Source organism: Streptomyces sp. Ru73 (assembly GCF_002920575.1).
In the GTDB taxonomy this organism is placed as follows: Bacteria; Actinomycetota; Actinomycetes; order Streptomycetales; family Streptomycetaceae; genus Streptomyces.
Genome location: NZ_PQSQ01000038.1, coordinates 21,963 through 38,087, shown reverse-complemented (window position 1 = coordinate 38,087; position 16,125 = coordinate 21,963). Strand labels below are relative to the sequence as shown.

Sequence of the window (16,125 nt, the reverse complement as noted above, 5' to 3'; positions counted from 1 at the left end):
CTCACCAGGCGAACGCCTCGGGCGACGGTCCCGGACCGGGGAAGATCTCGTCCAGCGACCGCAGCAGCTCGTCCGGCAGCGTGAGCTCGACCGCCCGCAGCGCCGACGCGAGCTGGTCCGTCGTACGCGGCCCCACGATCGGGCCCGTCACACCGGGCCGGGTGAGCAGCCACGCCAGCGCGACCTCGCCCGGCTCCAGCCCGTGCTTGTCCACAACGTCCTCGTACGCCTGGATCTGCGCGCGCGCCGCCGGGTCGGCGAGCGTGTCGGCGGCCCGCCCGGAGGCGGTACGGCCGGCCCCGCCCTCCCGCTCCTTGCGGATGGCGCCGCCCAGCAGCCCGCCGTGCAGCGGCGACCACGGGATCACGCCGAGCCCGTAGCCCTGCGCGGCCGGGATGACCTCCATCTCGGCGCGCCGCTCGGCGAGGTTGTACAGGCACTGCTCGCTGACGAGCCCGTACGAGCCGCGGCGCGCGGCGGTCTCATTGGCCTGCGCGATGTGCCAGCCCGCGTGGTTCGAGGACCCCGCGTACAGGATCTTCCCCTGCTGCACGAGGACGTCGATCGCCTGCCAGATCTCGTCCCACGGCGTCGCCCGGTCCACGTGGTGGAACTGGTACAGGTCGATGTAGTCCGTCCCCAGCCGCTTGAGGCTGGCGTCCACGGCCCGCCGGATGTTCACGGCCGACAGCTTGTCGTGGTTGGGCCAGACGGTGGCGCCGTCCGGCGCCATGTTCCCGTAGACCTTGGTCGCGAGGACCACCTTGTCGCGCCGGCCCCCGCCCTTGGCGAACCAGGACCCGATGATCTCCTCGGTGCGGCCCTTGTTCTCACCCCAGCCGTAGACGTTGGCGGTGTCGAAGAAGTTGACCCCCGCGCCCAGCGCGGCATCCATGATCGTGTGACTGCCGGCCTCGTCCGTCTGCGGCCCGAAGTTCATCGTCCCGAGCACGAGTCGGCTGACCTTGAGTCCGGTACGTCCTAGCTGCGTGTACTCCATGCCTCCACAGCCAACGCCTTGGAGCGCACTCGAATCAAGGACATGAAGCTGTCCCACGCCTCGGGGGACGCGCTGACGCCGGGGCGCGCTATGTCTTTGGAGTCCCGGATGTGGACGGCGGCGGGTGCGATCGCGACCTCGACGCAGTCCCCGCCCTGACTGCCGCTGTAGCTGCTCTTGAACCACTGGAGGTTGGTGTTCATAGCTCCTTGGCCACCTGCTCGATGAGTTGCGCGGAGTCCTCGGGACTGAGGGCCTGGGCTCGCAGAATGCCATACCGCGCGGACATGTCCCCCAGGCCCGGCTGCTCGCTGATGAAAAAGCTGCCGTTCTGCCCTTCGACGTAGGCGAGTTGGCGTCGCTCGGCGGTCTCCAACAGCACCATGGGGCCGTCGAGCCCCGCGTGGGTCTGCCGGCTGGAGGGCATCACCTGGATCTCGACATTGCGCAGCCGGCTGATGTCGAGCACGTGGTGCAGCTGCTCCTTGAGGACCGCCGGGCCGCCGAGAGGGCGGCAGAGGGCGCTCTGTTCCACGACGAAGCTGATGACGGCCGCCGGCCTGCGGTGGAACAGCTTCTGCCGGGCCAGGCGGGTGGCCACCCGTGCCTCGATCTCGTCGTCGCTCAACGGCGGGCAGTGGCAGCCGAAGACCACGCGGGCGTACGCCTCGGTCTGCAGTTGCCCCGGCAGGACGTGATTCTGGTACGAGTGCAGGGTGAGGCACGTCGCCTCTTCCTCGGCGAACTCCCGGAACCAGTACGGCATTCGGCTGACATGCAGCTCGGCGGCCGCCGCCAGCAGTGCACCGCGTGCACCGACCGCCTCGTCGGCCCGCGGGACGAACGTCCCCTTCGGGGGGCGATCGCCCCGTTCCACCATCGCCACCTGGGACTTGGAGAACTCGATCCGCCTCCCCAGGGCCTCCTGTGTCAGCCCGGCCTGCTGCCGGTAGAAGCGCAGCATGGCGCCGAACATCCGCGTGTTCCCGGAGCCTTGTCCACTCCCGTGCACGGCACCCTCCCCTTCGTTCACGGGGCCCCACGGCCCCCTTGCGGCACTGGTCACACCCAACCGCGCAGCGGAATGGTTCGGGTCATGAACCTGCGAATCTCACCCGATCTCGTACCGGGCTGGGTGCCCGCCTCAGGGCATGCGCTGCGGCTCGTCGGCGTGCACTTCGACGCCCTTCGCATCGGGGATCTCTTCGGCGAGCAAGTCGCGTACGAGCTGATGCAGTTCACCGACTTCCGGGCCGGGCCGATCGTCCGGGCCTGGACGCGGGGCCGGAACTCCTACTTCCTGCTGCCGCCGCGCACCGCCGCGGCATACGCGTGGCCGGTGGGGGCGGAGGTGCTGGGGCGGGGCGGGGCGCGGCACACCGCGTTCGTCGGCGTGCCCGCGCTCTACGGCGACACCTGGCCGCTCGACTGGCGGTCGCTCCCCTGCGCGGAAGCGCCCTTCGTGGAGCCGGAGCTGCTGCAGGAGATGATCGTGCGGGTGCTGGCCGCGTCCGGCTAGGCCACCGGTTCGTACGGCCCGCCCACGTCCCACCCCTGGTGGAGTGCGTCGGCGAAGGCGGCGGCCAGGAGGTGTTCGCCCGAGGGGGACGGGTGGGTGCCGTCGTAGGTGTCGCGGTCCAGGACGTAGTCCACCGGCGGGGAGGCGAGGAGCAGGGGCGACTGCGGCGTGGAGAGGTCGGCCACGGCCTTGGCCAGGAGTTCGTTGAAGCGGTCGCACTCGGCGGCGAAGGCGGTGTCCGTCAGGGCCCGGATGTTGGGGATGACGGGGAGGAGTACCGCGCGGAGGTGCGGCTGCGCGGCGCGGGCCTCGGCGAAGAAGCGGCGGACGTTCGCTGCGGTGTCGTCCGCGTTCGTGTAGAAGCCGAGGTCTATCAGGCCGAGGGAGATGAGCAGCGTGTCGGCCTTGTGGGCGCGCACCGCCTCGGCGATGAGCGGGGCCATGTGCAGCCAGCCCTCGCCCCAGCCGGCGAGGTGGCGGCGGGCGCGCTCGGGGAAGGCGGGGTCGCCGTAGTCGTGCGAGACGGGGGCCGCCGCGGCCACCTCGTAGAGCGTGTCGCGCGGGCCGACGATGCGGTACGGGCCGCCGTACGTCCGGTTCAGGTGCTGCCACATGCGGTAACGCCAGGTGTAGTCGCCGGCGGAGCCGATGGTCATGGAGTCGCCGACGAGCATGATCCGCATCCGGCCATTTTCGCCGATCACCGGGCGGCCCGGTACGTGACGCTGACCACGCGCCGCCGCACACGGCCGCGCTGATGGGAAGCTTGGGGGCATGCGTTCGCTTCTGTGTGCGGCAGGTGCCGCGGGGGTACTGCTCTTCGCGTCGGCCGCCGGCGCCGTGGCCGCGCCCGGCGCTGAGCCGGAGCCGTTCACCGTCAAGGACCCGCGGATCACCGAGTCCAGCGGCCTGGCCGCCAGCCGCGCGCACCCCGGCATCTACTGGACCCACAACGACAGCGACGACGGGCCGTACGTCTACGCCGTGGACTCCAGGACCGGGCGGACGGTCGCCACCGTCACGATGCGCGGCGTCGGCGACCCGCGGGACGTGGAGGCGATCTCCCTCGGCCCGGACGGCGATCTGTACGTCGGCGACATCGGCGACAACCTCGGCGGCTCCTGGGACCACGTCTGGATCTACCGCTTCCCGGAGCCGAAGCAGCTCCGCGACCAGACCGTCACGGCCTCCCAGTACGTCGTGAAGTACGCGGACGGGCCGCGGGACGCCGAGGCGCTGATGGTCCATCCGAAGACCGGGCGGGTCTACATCGCGTCGAAGAAGGAGGACGGGGGCGCCGCGCTGTACGCCGGTCCCGAGCGGCTGAGCACGTCCGGCCCGAACGTCTTCCGGCGCGTCTCCGGCATCGACATGTGGATCACCGACGGCGCCTTCTCGCCGGACGGCAGCCGGCTGATGCTGCGCAGCTACTTCGGCGGCCGGATGTTCCGCTGGCAGGACGGCCGGCCGAAGGACGACATCGGCAGCGTGGGCGTGCCGATACAGGGCCAGGGCGAGTCGGTGACGTTCACGCCCGACGGACGGACGCTGATGTTCGGCTCCGAGGGCAAGGACAGCCAGGTGCAGCCGGTGGGGCTGAGCGGAAAGCAGCTCCCGGACGCGGTGTCCGACGGCGATTCCGCCTCACCGGGCGGCGACGGCAAGGACGGCTCGGGCGGCACGACGGGCCCGGACGGCTCCTCCGGCTCCTCCGGCTCGTCCGGCTCCTCGGACTCCTCGGAGAAGGGCAGCCCGGCCGTCACCGGCGTCGTCGTCATCGGCGTGGCCATCGCCGCGATCCTGGCGATCCGCCGCCGGGGCCGCGGCCACCGCTGAGCGAGGGCGGCGCCGCACGCGTCAGGAGCCGCATGCGCACGGGCGGTATGCGTACGGACCGCACGCGTACGGGCCCCGGCAGGACGACTGCCGGGGCCCGTACGGATGACGCGCGTGAGTGAACGTCAGAGCTTCTCGATCACGTAGTCGATGCACTTCGTCAGCGCCTCGATGTCGGCCGGGTCGATGGCCGGGAACATCGCGACGCGCAGCTGGTTGCGGCCGAGCTTGCGGTACGGCTCGGTGTCGACGATGCCGTTGGCGCGCAGGGCCTTGGCGACGGCCGCGGCGTCCACGTCGTCGTTGAAGTCGATCGTGCCGATGACCTGCGAGCGCTTGGCCGGGTCGGCGACGAACGGGGTGGCGTACTTGGAGTCCTCGGCCCAGCCGTACAGGGTGCGCGAGGAGGTCGCCGTGCGGCGGACCGCCCAGTCCAGGCCGCCCTGGCCGTTCAGCCACTCCAGCTGGTCGTTGAGCAGGAAGAGGGTGGCGAGGGCCGGGGTGTTGTACGTCTGGTTCTTGAGCGAGTTGTCGATCGCCGTGGGGAGGGAGAAGAACTCCGGCACGTGGCGGCCCGAGGCGTGGACGCTGCGGGCGCGCTCCAGGGCGGCCGGGGAGAAGATGCCGATCCACAGGCCGCCGTCGGAGGCGAAGGACTTCTGCGGAGCGAAGTAGTAGACGTCCGTCTCGGCGACGTCGACCGGCAGGCCGCCGGCGCCGGAGGTGGCGTCGACCAGGACCAGCGCGCCCTCGTCGGCGCCCGCCACCCGCTTGATGGGCATGGCGACACCGGTGGAGGTCTCGTTGTGGGTGAAGGCGTAGACGTCCACGCCCTCCTCGGCCTGCGGCTCCGGGTGCGTGCCGGGGTCGGAGGAGATGACGGTGGGCTCCTCCAGCCAGGGCGCGAGCTTGCTGGCCTTGGCGAACTTCGAGGAGAACTCGCCGAAGGTGAGGTGCTGGGACTTGCGCTCGATCAGACCGTGCGTCGCGACGTCCCAGAACGCGGTGGAGCCGCCGTTGCCGAGCACGACCTCGTAGCCCTCGGGGAGCTGGAAGAGGTCGCGGACGCCCTCGCGCACCTTGCCGACCAGGTTCTTCACCGGGGCCTGGCGGTGGGAGGTGCCCATGAGGGAGGTGCCGGTCGCGGCGAGCGCGTCGAGAGCCTCCGTACGCACCTTGGAGGGACCCGCGCCGAAGCGACCGTCGGCGGGCTTGATGTCAGCGGGAATCTGGATCTCAGCCACGTACGCAGCCTAATCCGTCGGGCGGCCCGGCTCTGACCGGAGTCCAGCGGTTGAGACGGGCGTGTCCGAGGAAGGAGCGGTTCGCGCCGGTCAGGGAGTCGTGCGCCATTCCCCGGTGCCCCGCGGGGCAGGCTGAGGGGTATGGCTGATCGTGTGCAGGAGGAGACGGGGACAGGAGCGGCGGACCGGGCGCTGGTACGGGCCCTGGCGGCGGCCGTACGGGGCGAGGTGTCGGGCACCGCGGCGGACCGGGCGCTGGTGACGATGGACGCGTCGAACTACCGGCGGGTGCCGCTGGCGGTGGTCGCGCCACGGGACGCGGCGGACGTCGCGGCCGCGCTGGAGGTCTGCCGGGGGCACGGCGTGCCGGTGGTGCCGCGCGGCGGCGGGACGTCCATCGCGGGGCAGGCCACGGGTGCGGGGGTGGTGCTGGACTTCACCCGCCACATGCGGCGGATCGTGTCGCTGGACCCGGAGGCGCGGACGGCCGTGGTCGAGCCGGGCGTGATCTGCGACGAGCTGCGCACCGCGGCCGCCGCGCACGGCCTGACCTTCGGGCCCGATCCGTCCACGCACAGCCGCTGCACCATCGGCGGCATGATCGGCAACAACTCCTGCGGCTCGCACTCGGTGGCCTGGGGGACGACGGCCGACAACGTGAGCGCGCTGGACGTGCTGACGTACGGGGGCGAGCGGGTCCGGGCCGGACAGGGGCTCGACGGGGTGCCGGGCGCCCTCGCGGACGGCGTGCGCGCCCTTGTCGATGACAACCTCGCGCTGCTGCGCACCGGGTTCCCCGAGCTGCCGCGCCGGATCTCCGGGTACGCGCTGGACACCCTGCTCCCCGAGAAGGGCGTCGACCTGGCGCGGGCGCTCACCGGCAGCGAGGGCACGCTCGGCGTGCTCACCGGGGCGACGGTGAAGCTGGTCGAGGCGCCGGCGGCCCGTGCCCTGGCCGTACTGGGCTACCCGGACGAGGGCGCGGCGGCCGAGGCCGCGCACACCCTGCTGCCGTTCGGGCCGCTGACGGTCGAGGGCATGGCGTCCGACCTGGTGCCGGACGCGGGCGGGCTGCCCAAGGGCGGCGCCTGGCTCTTCGTGGAGACGGGCGGCGGCTCGCCGGCGGAGGCGCGGGCGCGTGCCGAGGAGCTGTGCCGCGCGGCGGCCGGCGGGACGACGGACCACACGGTGGTGTCCGACCCGGCGGGGCAGCGCGCCCTGTGGCGGGTGCGGGAGGACGCCTCCGGGACGGCGACCCGCATGCCCGACGGCAGTGAGGCGTGGCCGGGGTGGGAGGACTGCGCGGTGCCGCCCGAGCGGCTCGGCGGCTACCTCCGCGACTTCCGGGCGTTGCTCGCCCAGCACGGGCTGCGCGGCACTCCGTACGGCCACTTCGGCGACGGCTGCATCCACGTGCGCATCGACTTCGACCTGCTCACCGAGCCGGGCATCCGCCGCTTCCGGGAGTTCTCGCACGACCTGGGGGAGCTGGTGGTCGCGCACGGCGGGTCGCTGTCCGGCGAGCACGGCGACGGGCAGGCGCGCGCCGAGCTGCTGCCGAAGATGTACGGTCCGGAACTCGTCGGCCTCTTCGGGCGTTTCAAGGACATCTGGGACCCGGCGGGCGGGCTCAACCCCGGCATGCTCGTCCGCCCCCACCGCATGGACGACAATCTCCGCTTCGCCGTGCTGCCGAAGCAGCCGGTCGACGTGGAGTTCGGCTATCCGCACGACAAGGGTGACTTCTCCGCTGCCGTCCGGCGCTGCGTCGGCGTCGCCAAGTGCCGGAACACCTCGGTCTCCGGCGCGGGCGTGATGTGCCCGTCCTTCCGCGCGACGGGCGAGGAGCGGCACTCCACCCGCGGCCGGGCCCGGCTGCTGCACGAGATGCTGGCGGGCGAGGTGGTCACCGACGGCTGGCGCTCGGCCGAGGTGCACGATGCGCTCGACCTCTGCCTGTCCTGCAAGGGCTGCCGCAGCGACTGCCCGGTGGGCGTGGACATGGCCACGTACAAGGCGGAGTTCCTGCACCACCACTACGCGGGGCGGCTGCGGCCCGCCGCGCACTACGCCATGGGCCGGCTGCCGCAGTGGCTGCGCGCCGCGTCCGCCGCCCGGCTGGCCCCGGTGCTCAACGCGGCGGCCGGCGTCGGGCCGCTCGCCGCGCTGGCCAAGCGGGCGGGCGGCATCGCGGGGGAGCGCACGATCCCGGAGATCGCGCCGGAGCCGTTCACGCGCTGGTTCGCCCGCCGCTTCCGCGACCGTACGCCCGGCCCCCGGCCGCGGATCATCCCGCACGCGAAGGCCGCCACCCTCTGGCCCGACACCTTCACCACCTACCTCTCGCCCTCCGTGGGGCAGGCGGCGGTGCGGGTCCTGGAGGCCGCGGGCAAGGAAGTCGTCCTCCCCGCCGCTCCCGGCAAGCCCGTCTGCTGCGGCCTGACCTACGTCTCCACCGGCCAGCTCGACCAGGCACGCAAGGTCATGCGCCGCACCCTGGACCACATCGGCCCGGCCCTCGGCCGCCCGCTGGTCGTCCTGGAGCCGAGCTGCGCCGCTACCCTCCGCACCGATCTGCCCGAACTGCTTTCGGACGACCCGCGCGCGGCCGAGCTGGCCCGCTCGGTGCGGACCTTCGCGCAGTACCTGGAGGAGTTCGCGCCGGACTGGGAGCCGCCCAGGATCGACCGCCCCGTGGCCGGTCAGACCCACTGCCACCAGCACGCCGTCCTCGGCGACGCGGCCGAGCGCCGGCTGCGCGAGCGCGCGGGTCTGACCGGCGAACTGAGCGGCGGCTGCTGCGGCCTCGCGGGCAACTTCGGCTTCGAACGCGGCCATTACGACGTCTCCGTGGCGTGTGCGGAAGAACAGCTCCTGCCTGCGGTACGGGGTGCCGACCCGACGACCGAGATCGTCGCCGATGGCTTCTCCTGTCGTACGCAACTCGCTCAGCTGGGAGAACGTCCCGGCCGCCATCTCGCGGAGGTGCTCGCGGAACACTTGTGAGGGAACGGCCGGAAATGTGCGATCGCAACGAAGTCGCGGAAATTGCATTTTTTCGAGTGCCGCGCGAGCCGTAGCGTGGAGGACGTGAATCACTCGTCTCCCCAGACCGGCTCGCAGGCCGGCGCGCGCCCCCGTTCCTCAGCAGGTCTCACCGACGCGGCCGAGCCCCCGCAGCTCGCGGCGTCCGACGCGGGCGCGGTGCCCGTAGCGGTACCGGCCTCCGAGGAAGTGCGGCGCGCCGAGCGGGCCAACAGCCCCCGCGGGCGCATGGTGTCCGTCGGGCTGGTGATGGGCGGCATCGTCTGCCTGCAGTTCGGCTCGTCGGTGGCGGTACTCCTCTTCCCGCGGGCCGGCGCGCTCGGCGTGGTCACCCTGCGCCTCGTCGTCGCGGCGCTGGTCCTGCTCGTCGCCTGCCGCCCGAAGCTGCGCGGCTACTCGCGCGGCGACTGGGCCACCGTGGTCGGCTTCGGCATCGCGCTGGCCGGCATGAACTCGCTCTTCTACCAGGCGATCGACCGCATCCCGCTGGGCGCTGCGGTCACCCTGGAGTTCCTCGGTCCGCTGATCCTCTCCATCGTGACCTCGCGGCGCGCGCTGAGCCTGGTGTGGGCGGCGCTCGCGCTGGGCGGCGTCGCGCTGCTGGGCCGCCAGGGCTTCGACGGGCTGAACGCGGTCGGCGCCGGCTGCGCGCTCGCGGCCGGCGGGCTCTGGGCGGCGTACATCCTGCTCTCGGCCCGTGCGGGGCAGCGCTTCCCGCAGGCCGACGGGCTGGCCCTGGCGATGACCGTCGCCGCCCTGCTCAGCCTGCCGCTGGGCATCTCCAGTGCCGGCGCGGCGCTGCTCGACCCGGTCACGATCGGGCTGGGCGCCGCCGTCGCCATGATGTCCTCGGTCGCGCCGTACACCCTGGAGCTGCTGGCCCTGCGCAAGCTCCCGGCCTCCGGCTTCGCGGTGATGATGAGCCTGGAGCCGGCCGCGGCCGCGACCGCCGGCTTCCTGGTCCTGCACCAGGCGCTCGGCTGGACGGAGATCGCCGCCATCGCCATGGTCGTCCTCGCGAGCGTCGGCGCCGTCCGCTCCACGGGCTCCGGCCACTGAGGTTCCGCGCCCCGAGGGGACCGGCCGACCACCGCCCCCTGCCGCCGTTGGTGTGAGCGGCCGGGGGCGGATGGATGAAGCCGCCGGAAAAAGCGTGTGGCGCCTGTCCGTCACCGGTCACGAGTCTCCCCGTACACGGAACGAGACGTGGCCGGCGGACGGAACGACGGCGCGCGCGGCGACGGCGTACGCGACGGCTCGCGATGGCTCGCGAGGGCCTGCGCGGCGGCGTACGGCACGACGGCGTACGGGACAGCGGCTCGCGCACTGCGGCGTACGTGGTGCCGGCTCGGGCGCCGACGGCGTACGCGGTGCCGACGCAGGCAGCGCCGGCGCACGCAGCAGCACACACGGCGGCGTACGGAACGGTCCGCGTACGGGACGGCGATGAACGGCGACGGAGGGGCGACGCGGCATGACGGGGATCGGGCGCAGGGAACTTCTCAGGTTCGGAGGCGCCGCGGTTCTCAGCGGCCCGGTGCTGCTGGCGGGCCGGGCCGAGGCGGCCCCCGGCCCGCCGGGGCCGGGCGGCAAGCCGGTCCCCACGGTCGATCCGGTGCCCGCCGAGGTCGGCATTCCCGGCGCCGGGGTGCCCGGGGTGCCGGCCGGCGGCCTGATCGACGTGTCCGGGCCGGTCACCGCACTCTTCCAGAAGAAGCGGCTCACTCATGGCTCGGTCCTGCAGTCCTTCGCGTTCGACGAGGACAACGGCTACGTCTACGCCCTCCAGGTCGTCCAGGGCGGCGTCCGCCTCAAGGGCGAGTCGCGGACGTACACCCACGCCCAGCGGGTCGCCCGCGGCGACCTGGTCCTGAACCGCCTGACCATGTCCGGACGGCTGAAGGACCGGATGTTCCTCAAGGGCTTCGGGCACGGCGGCTCGCTCGGCGTGCAGGAACGGCCGGGCAAGGCACCGCTGCTGTGGACGGAGTGGGACGTCAACCCCGCCTCCGGATACGGCCGCGGCCTCGCCCGCTTCGTCTACGCCCCGAACCGTGTGCTGAGCGCCGGCGACCGCGGGCTGGCCACCTTCCGCCCGCAGCCGGGCACCACCAAGAACCAGCCGGCCATCGACATGGCCACCGGCCGCCTCCTCCTCCGCTACCGCCGCAAGGGCGTCTACCGGTACGCGCTGTACGACCTGGACGACTTCGTCGCGCGCGCCAGGCCCGAGCCGCTCACCGACATCCGGCAGCCCCCCATGCGCAAGGGCGTCTTCTACCAGGGCCTCGCCCTGTCGGGCAGCTACGCGTACCAGCTCACCGGCAGCCCGTACGGCCCCGGCAACCCCGCCTCCGGCCCCGGCAACGCCCGCGTGGCCGCCATCGACCTGCGCACCGGCACCGTCGTCCAGGACGTCCGCACCACCGCCGGCCGCAAGCTCCGCCCCCGCGAGCCCGAGGGCCTGGCGGTCCTCCGCCGCGGCGGCGACCGCCTGGTCGCCGGCTTCACCTCGGGCAAGGTCAACCGCCGCCGCTTCTCGCTGTACGCACACGGCGGCTGAGCGCGTTCTCCTTTCCTTGGGCCGGTGCCGCCCGCCGGTGCCGGCACCAACGGACGGCACCGGCAGGCACTCCTTCTACGACCTCCTACGACTTGGCGTACTGCTGCGCCATCACCCCGGCGAAGTCCAGCACCACGACCGCTTCGTCACCCACGACCCAGGCGTCGTGCCCGGGGGAGATCACGAAGACGTCGCCGGGACCTGCTTCGCCCTCCGCGCCGTCGTCCATGCGGACGTGCATCCGGCCCTGCACGACATAGCCGTTGTGCGGCACCTCGCAGCTCTTGGTCCCCGCGAGCGGCGCCACGGCCTCCGACCAGCGCCAGCCGGGCTCAAAGGTCGCCTTGGCGAAGTCCAGCCCCGGAAGGTGGACGGTCTCCAGGTGGCCGTACGGAAATTCGCGCCGCTCGTCCGGCGCACCGATCGCCTTGACCTCCAACATGAGGGGCCCCCTTTCCTGCCAGGACCTGCCTCTCCCTTCCATCGTGCGCCCACCGAGCCCCGACCGCCCAGCTGCGCACAGACTCAGGGCGTCAGGGGGTGCGCGTAAGCGCATGCCGGAGCTGAACCGAGCCTGCTCAGCCTGATCAGGCGCGCAAAGCGCAGTGCGCGCAATCGCTGGTGAAAAAAATCATGCACGCATGCTTGATTAGTTTACGGTGCGCTGCCACGCTCGGACCCGCATCACCGCACGACCGCCCACACACATCAACTCCCCCTGTGCGCTTGCGTGCAGGGGGCGACGAGGGGAGTGCAGCGTGTCCGACCCGAGCCCGGTGCTCGCCGACCTGCGTGCGGAGGGCGAGGCGCTGGACGGCCTGGTGGCGGGGCTCGCCGCCGACCGCTGGGCGGTGCCGACGCCCGCGGCCGGCTGGACGGTCGCCCACCAGATCGCCCACCTCGCCTGGACCGACCAGCAGGCGCTGCGCGCGGCCACCGACCCGGACGGTTTCCGGCGGGCCGCGGAGGCGGCGCTCGCCTCCCCGGACACCTTCGTCGACGAGGGGGCCGAGGAGGGCGCCCGCCGCCCGCCCGCCGACCTGCTGGCCCACTGGCGCGCGGGCCGCGAGGCGCTGCACGACGCGCTCGCCTCGTACACCGGCGGCCGGCTGCCCTGGTTCGGGCCGCCCATGAGCGTCACCTCGATGGCCACGGCCCGGCTGATGGAGACCTGGGCGCACGGCCAGGACGTCGCCGACGCGCTCGGCGTCGTACGGGAGCCCACCGCGCGGCTGCGGCACGTCGCCCACATCGGCGTACGGGCCCGGGACTTCGCCCACGTCGTCCATGGGCTGACGCCGCCGGCCGAGGAGTTCCGCGTCGAGCTGCGCGCGCCGGACGGCGGGCTCTGGACGTGGGGACCCGAGGGCGCGGCGCAGCGGGTGACCGGCGACGCGCTCGGCTTCTGCCTGCTGGTCACGCAGCGGGCGCACCGCGACGACGTGGACGTACGGGCTGAGGGCGCGGACGCCGAGCGGTGGCTCGGCATCGCGCAGGCCTTCGCCGGGCCGCCGGGCCCGGGCCGCGGCCCCCGCTCGGCCGCCCCGAAGGAGCCCGCCGCCCCGGACGGGCCCGCAGCCCCGAAGGAGCCCACCGCGTGACCCGCCCGGAACCGCAGCCACCCACCGCACCCCTGCGCATAGGCAACGCCTCCGGCTTCTACGGCGACCGCTTCGGTGCGCTGGAGGAGATGCTCACCGGCGGCCCCCTCGACATCCTCACCGGCGACTACCTCGCCGAGCTGACCATGCTGATCCTCGGCCGTGACCGGCTGAAGGACCCGGGCCGCGGCTATGCGAAGACGTTCCTGCGGCAGCTGGAGACCGGCCTCGGGCTCGCCGCCGAGCGCGGCGTGCGGATCGTCACCAACGCGGGCGGCCTCAACCCGGCGGGGCTCGCCGACGCCGTACGGGAGCTGGCGGAGAAGGTCGGCGTACCGGTGCGCGTCGCACACGTGGAGGGCGACGACCTGCTCGCCCGCGGCGGCTGGCCCGACGGCACGCTGACCGCCAACGCCTACCTCGGCGGTGGCGGCATCGCGGAGTGCCTGCGCGCGGGCGCCGACGTGGTCGTCACCGGCAGGGTCACCGACGCGGCGCTGGTCAGCGGGTCAGCGGCCGCACACTTCGGCTGGCGGCCGGACGACTTCGACCGGCTGGCCGGTGCCGTCGTCGCCGGGCACGTACTGGAGTGCGGCACCCAGGCCACCGGCGGCAACTACGCCTTCTTCGGCGCCCTCGACGTGCGCCGCCCCGGCTTCCCGCTCGCCGAGATCGCCGCCGACGGCTCCGCGGTGATCACCAAGCACCCGGGCACCGGCGGCGCCGTCACGACCGGCACGGTCACCGCGCAGCTGCTGTACGAGACGACGGGCGCGCGGTACGCGGGACCGGACGTGACCGCCCGCCTGGACACCGTACGGCTCACCGAGGACGGCCCGGACCGGGTGCGGATCGACGGCGTGCGCGGCGAGGCCCCGCCGCCCACCCTGAAGACCGGCCTGACCCGGCTCGGCGGTTGGCGCAACGAGGTCACCTTCGTGCTCACCGGGCTGGACGTCGACCTCAAGGCGGAGCTCGTACGCGAACAGATGGAGGCCGCCTTCGAGGCCGCCGGGCGCCGTCCCGCCGAGGTGGACTGGCGGCTCGCCCGCACCGACCATCCGGACGCGGCGTCCGAGGAGGAGGCCAGCGCGCTGCTGCGGCTGGTGGTCCGGGATCCGGACCAGGACGCGGTCGGCCGAGTCATCAGCGGCGCGGCGGTCGAGCTGGCGCTCGGCAGTTACCCCGGCTTCCACGTGACGGCCCCGCCCGGCAAGGGCGCGCCGTACGGCGTCTTCGAGGCCGCGTACGTACCGGCGGGGGAGGTCACGCACACCGCGGTCCTGCCGGACGGCCGCCGGGTGAACGTCGAACCACCCAGCACTACGCGGGAGTTGGTGCGCAAGGTTGATCCCCCGTTGCCCGAGCCCCTGGAGCATGACGGCGCCGTCCGCCGCGCCCCGCTCGGCCTCGTCGCCGGGGCCCGCAGCGGTGACAAGGGCGGCGCGGCCAACGTCGGGGTGTGGGCGCGTACGGAGGAGGCGTGGCGCTGGCTGGCGCACGAGCTGACCACCGAGCGGCTGCGCACGCTCCTCCCGGAGGCCGCGGGGCTGCCCGTCGAGCGGCACGTGCTGCCGAACCTGCGGGCCCTGAACTTCGTGATCGACGGCCTGCTGGGCGCGGGCGTGGCCTCGCAGGCCCGCTTCGACCCGCAGGCCAAGGCCGTGGGCGAGTGGCTGCGCGCCCGCCACCTGGACATACCGGAGGTACTGCTGTGACCGTGCTCGGCACGGGGCTGGACACCGCGAGCCCCGAGTACGCGGAGAACCGCGCGGCACTGCTCGCCAAGCTGGACGAGCTGGACGCCGAACAGGCCAAGGCGGTCGCCGGCGGCGGGGAGAAGTACGTCGAGCGGCACCGCAAGCGCGGCAAGCTGCTCGCCCGCGAACGCATCGAGCTGCTGCTCGACCCGGACACCCCGTTCCTGGAGCTGTCCCCGCTCGCCGCGTGGGGGAGCGACTACCAGGTGGGCGCCTCGCTGGTCACCGGGATCGGCGTGATCGAGGGCGTGGAGTGCCTGATCACCGCGAATGACCCGACCGTACGGGGCGGTGCCTCCAACCCCTGGACGCTGAAGAAGGCGCTGCGGGCCAACGAGATCGCGTACGCCAACCGGCTGCCCGTCGTCTCGCTCGTGGAGTCCGGGGGAGCGGACCTGCCCAGCCAGAAGGAGATCTTCATCCCGGGCGGGGCGCTCTTCAAGGACCTCACGCGGCTGTCGGCGGCCGGCATCCCGACCGTTGCCGTGGTCTTCGGGAACTCCACGGCCGGCGGCGCGTACGTCCCCGGCATGTCCGACCACGTGATCATGGTCAAGGAGCGAGCCAAGGTCTTCCTCGGCGGACCGCCGCTGGTGAAGATGGCCACCGGCGAGGAGAGCGACGACGAGTCGCTCGGCGGCGCCGAGATGCACGCCCGTACGTCGGGCCTCGCGGACTACTTCGCGGTCGACGAGCCGGACGCGCTGCGGCAGGCCCGCCGGGTGGTCGCCCGCCTCAACTGGCGCAAGGCGCAGGCCGATCCCCCGCTCGCCGAGCCGCCGAAGTACGACCCCGACGAACTGCTGGGCATCGTCCCCGGCGATCTGAAGGTCCCCTTCGACCCGCGCGAGGTCATCGCGCGGATCGTCGACGGCTCGGACTTCGACGAGTTCAAACCGCTGTACGGGCCCTCGCTCACGACCGGCTGGGCGCGGCTGCACGGCTATCCGGTCGGCATCCTCGCCAATGCCCAGGGCGTGCTCTTCAGCGAGGAGTCGCAGAAGGCGGCCCAGTTCATCCAGCTCGCCAACCAGCGCGACATTCCGCTGCTCTTCCTGCACAACACCACCGGCTACATGGTCGGCAAGGAGTACGAGCAGGGCGGCATCATCAAGCACGGCGCGATGATGATCAACGCGGTGTCGAACTCGACGGTGCCGCATCTGTCCGTGCTGATGGGGGCCTCGTACGGGGCCGGGCACTACGGCATGTGCGGACGCGCCTACGACCCGCGCTTCCTCTTCGCCTGGCCGAGCGCCAAGTCCGCCGTCATGGGCCCGCAGCAGATCGCCGGCGTGCTGTCGATCGTGGCCCGCGCCTCGGCCGCCGCCAAGGGCCGGCCGTACGACGACGAGGCGGACGCCGGGCTGCGCGCGATGGTCGAGCAGCAGATCGAGTCCGAGTCGCTGCCGATGTTCCTGTCCGGGCGGCTCTACGACGACGGCGTCATCGACCCCCGCGACACCCGCACCGTCCTCGGCCTGTGCCTGTCCGCGATCCACACCGCACCGGTCGAGGGCGCACGCGGCGGCTTCGGCATCTTCCGGATGTGAGGGC

At 73.0% G+C, this 16,125-nt stretch carries 14 protein-coding genes; 8 read left to right on the top strand and 6 right to left on the bottom strand.

The window, feature by feature from the left end:
• Position 1: 1 nt before the first annotated feature.
• Genes C3486_RS18200 through C3486_RS18190 form a run of 3 tightly spaced genes read right to left on the bottom strand, consistent with a single transcriptional unit; the run spans position 2 to position 1,964 of the window.
• Positions 2-1,000 carry an aldo/keto reductase gene (locus tag C3486_RS18200; protein WP_103833775.1) on the bottom strand — a complete coding sequence of 333 codons (999 nt, stop codon included), beginning with the start codon at positions 998-1,000 and terminating at the stop codon, positions 2-4.
• Positions 982-1,203 (bottom strand): DUF397 domain-containing protein, encoded by a 222-nt coding sequence (locus C3486_RS18195; RefSeq protein WP_103833774.1) that lies wholly within the window; start codon positions 1,201-1,203, stop codon positions 982-984. The genes C3486_RS18200 and C3486_RS18195 overlap by 19 nt, the downstream gene beginning before the upstream one ends.
• On the bottom strand, positions 1,200-1,964 hold the full coding sequence (locus C3486_RS18190) for a helix-turn-helix transcriptional regulator (protein WP_374936890.1): 765 nt from the start codon (positions 1,962-1,964) through the stop codon (positions 1,200-1,202). The genes C3486_RS18195 and C3486_RS18190 overlap by 4 nt, the downstream gene beginning before the upstream one ends.
• 132 nt (positions 1,965-2,096) lie before the next feature.
• Here C3486_RS18190 and C3486_RS18185 point away from each other — a divergent pair, with 132 nt between their 5' ends.
• The gene (locus C3486_RS18185) at positions 2,097-2,519 is read left to right on the top strand and encodes a hypothetical protein (protein WP_103833772.1); all 423 of its coding nucleotides are present in this window, start codon (positions 2,097-2,099) and stop codon (positions 2,517-2,519) included.
• Here C3486_RS18185 and C3486_RS18180 read toward each other — a convergent pair.
• Entirely contained in the window at positions 2,516-3,202 is a 687-nt protein-coding gene (locus tag C3486_RS18180; protein WP_103833771.1) for a GDSL-type esterase/lipase family protein, read from the bottom strand. The genes C3486_RS18185 and C3486_RS18180 overlap by 4 nt on opposite strands.
• 91 nt (positions 3,203-3,293) lie before the next feature.
• On the opposite strand from C3486_RS18180, the gene C3486_RS18175 reads away from it, so the two are divergent.
• Positions 3,294-4,355, top strand: a complete 1,062-nt coding sequence (locus C3486_RS18175) for a hypothetical protein (RefSeq protein WP_103833770.1) — start codon at positions 3,294-3,296, stop codon at positions 4,353-4,355.
• Between the two features lie 125 nt (positions 4,356-4,480).
• Here C3486_RS18175 and serC read toward each other — a convergent pair whose 3' ends face one another.
• A complete protein-coding gene (gene serC / locus C3486_RS18170) occupies positions 4,481-5,599 on the bottom strand; it encodes a phosphoserine transaminase (protein ID WP_103833769.1) in 1,119 nt (372 codons plus the stop codon).
• A gap of 141 nt (positions 5,600-5,740) precedes the next feature.
• Here serC and C3486_RS18165 point away from each other — a divergent pair, with 141 nt between their 5' ends.
• From C3486_RS18165 to C3486_RS18155, 3 genes are all read left to right on the top strand, one after another.
• Positions 5,741-8,605 (top strand): FAD-binding and (Fe-S)-binding domain-containing protein, encoded by a 2,865-nt coding sequence (locus C3486_RS18165; RefSeq protein ID WP_103833768.1) that lies wholly within the window; start codon positions 5,741-5,743, stop codon positions 8,603-8,605.
• 198 nt (positions 8,606-8,803) lie between these two features.
• Positions 8,804-9,703 carry a DMT family transporter gene (locus C3486_RS18160; protein ID WP_258052848.1) on the top strand — a complete coding sequence of 300 codons (900 nt, stop codon included), beginning with the start codon at positions 8,804-8,806 and terminating at the stop codon, positions 9,701-9,703.
• A gap of 415 nt (positions 9,704-10,118) precedes the next feature.
• Positions 10,119-11,207: a teichoic acid biosynthesis protein C gene (locus C3486_RS18155; protein ID WP_103833767.1), complete on the top strand. Its 1,089-nt coding sequence runs from the start codon at positions 10,119-10,121 to the stop codon at positions 11,205-11,207.
• An 85-nt stretch (positions 11,208-11,292) separates the two neighbouring features.
• Here the strand turns inward: C3486_RS18155 and C3486_RS18150 are convergent, their stop codons facing one another.
• Complete coding sequence (locus C3486_RS18150) at positions 11,293-11,649, bottom strand: cupin domain-containing protein (RefSeq protein WP_103833766.1); 357 nt, start codon at positions 11,647-11,649, stop codon at positions 11,293-11,295.
• Positions 11,650-11,965: 316 nt separating this feature from the next.
• Here C3486_RS18150 and C3486_RS18145 point away from each other — a divergent pair, with 316 nt between their 5' ends.
• From C3486_RS18145 to C3486_RS18135, 3 genes are read left to right on the top strand one after another with little or no spacing between them, the layout of a single operon-like run.
• The gene (locus tag C3486_RS18145) at positions 11,966-12,808 is read left to right on the top strand and encodes a TIGR03084 family metal-binding protein (RefSeq protein ID WP_103833765.1); all 843 of its coding nucleotides are present in this window, start codon (positions 11,966-11,968) and stop codon (positions 12,806-12,808) included.
• Positions 12,805-14,526 (top strand): acyclic terpene utilization AtuA family protein, encoded by a 1,722-nt coding sequence (locus tag C3486_RS18140; RefSeq protein WP_103833764.1) that lies wholly within the window; start codon positions 12,805-12,807, stop codon positions 14,524-14,526. The genes C3486_RS18145 and C3486_RS18140 overlap by 4 nt, the downstream gene beginning before the upstream one ends.
• Positions 14,523-16,121: an acyl-CoA carboxylase subunit beta gene (locus tag C3486_RS18135; protein ID WP_103833763.1), complete on the top strand. Its 1,599-nt coding sequence runs from the start codon at positions 14,523-14,525 to the stop codon at positions 16,119-16,121. Before C3486_RS18140 ends, C3486_RS18135 begins: the two co-directional genes overlap by 4 nt.
• The last annotated feature ends 4 nt before the right edge of the window (positions 16,122-16,125 follow it).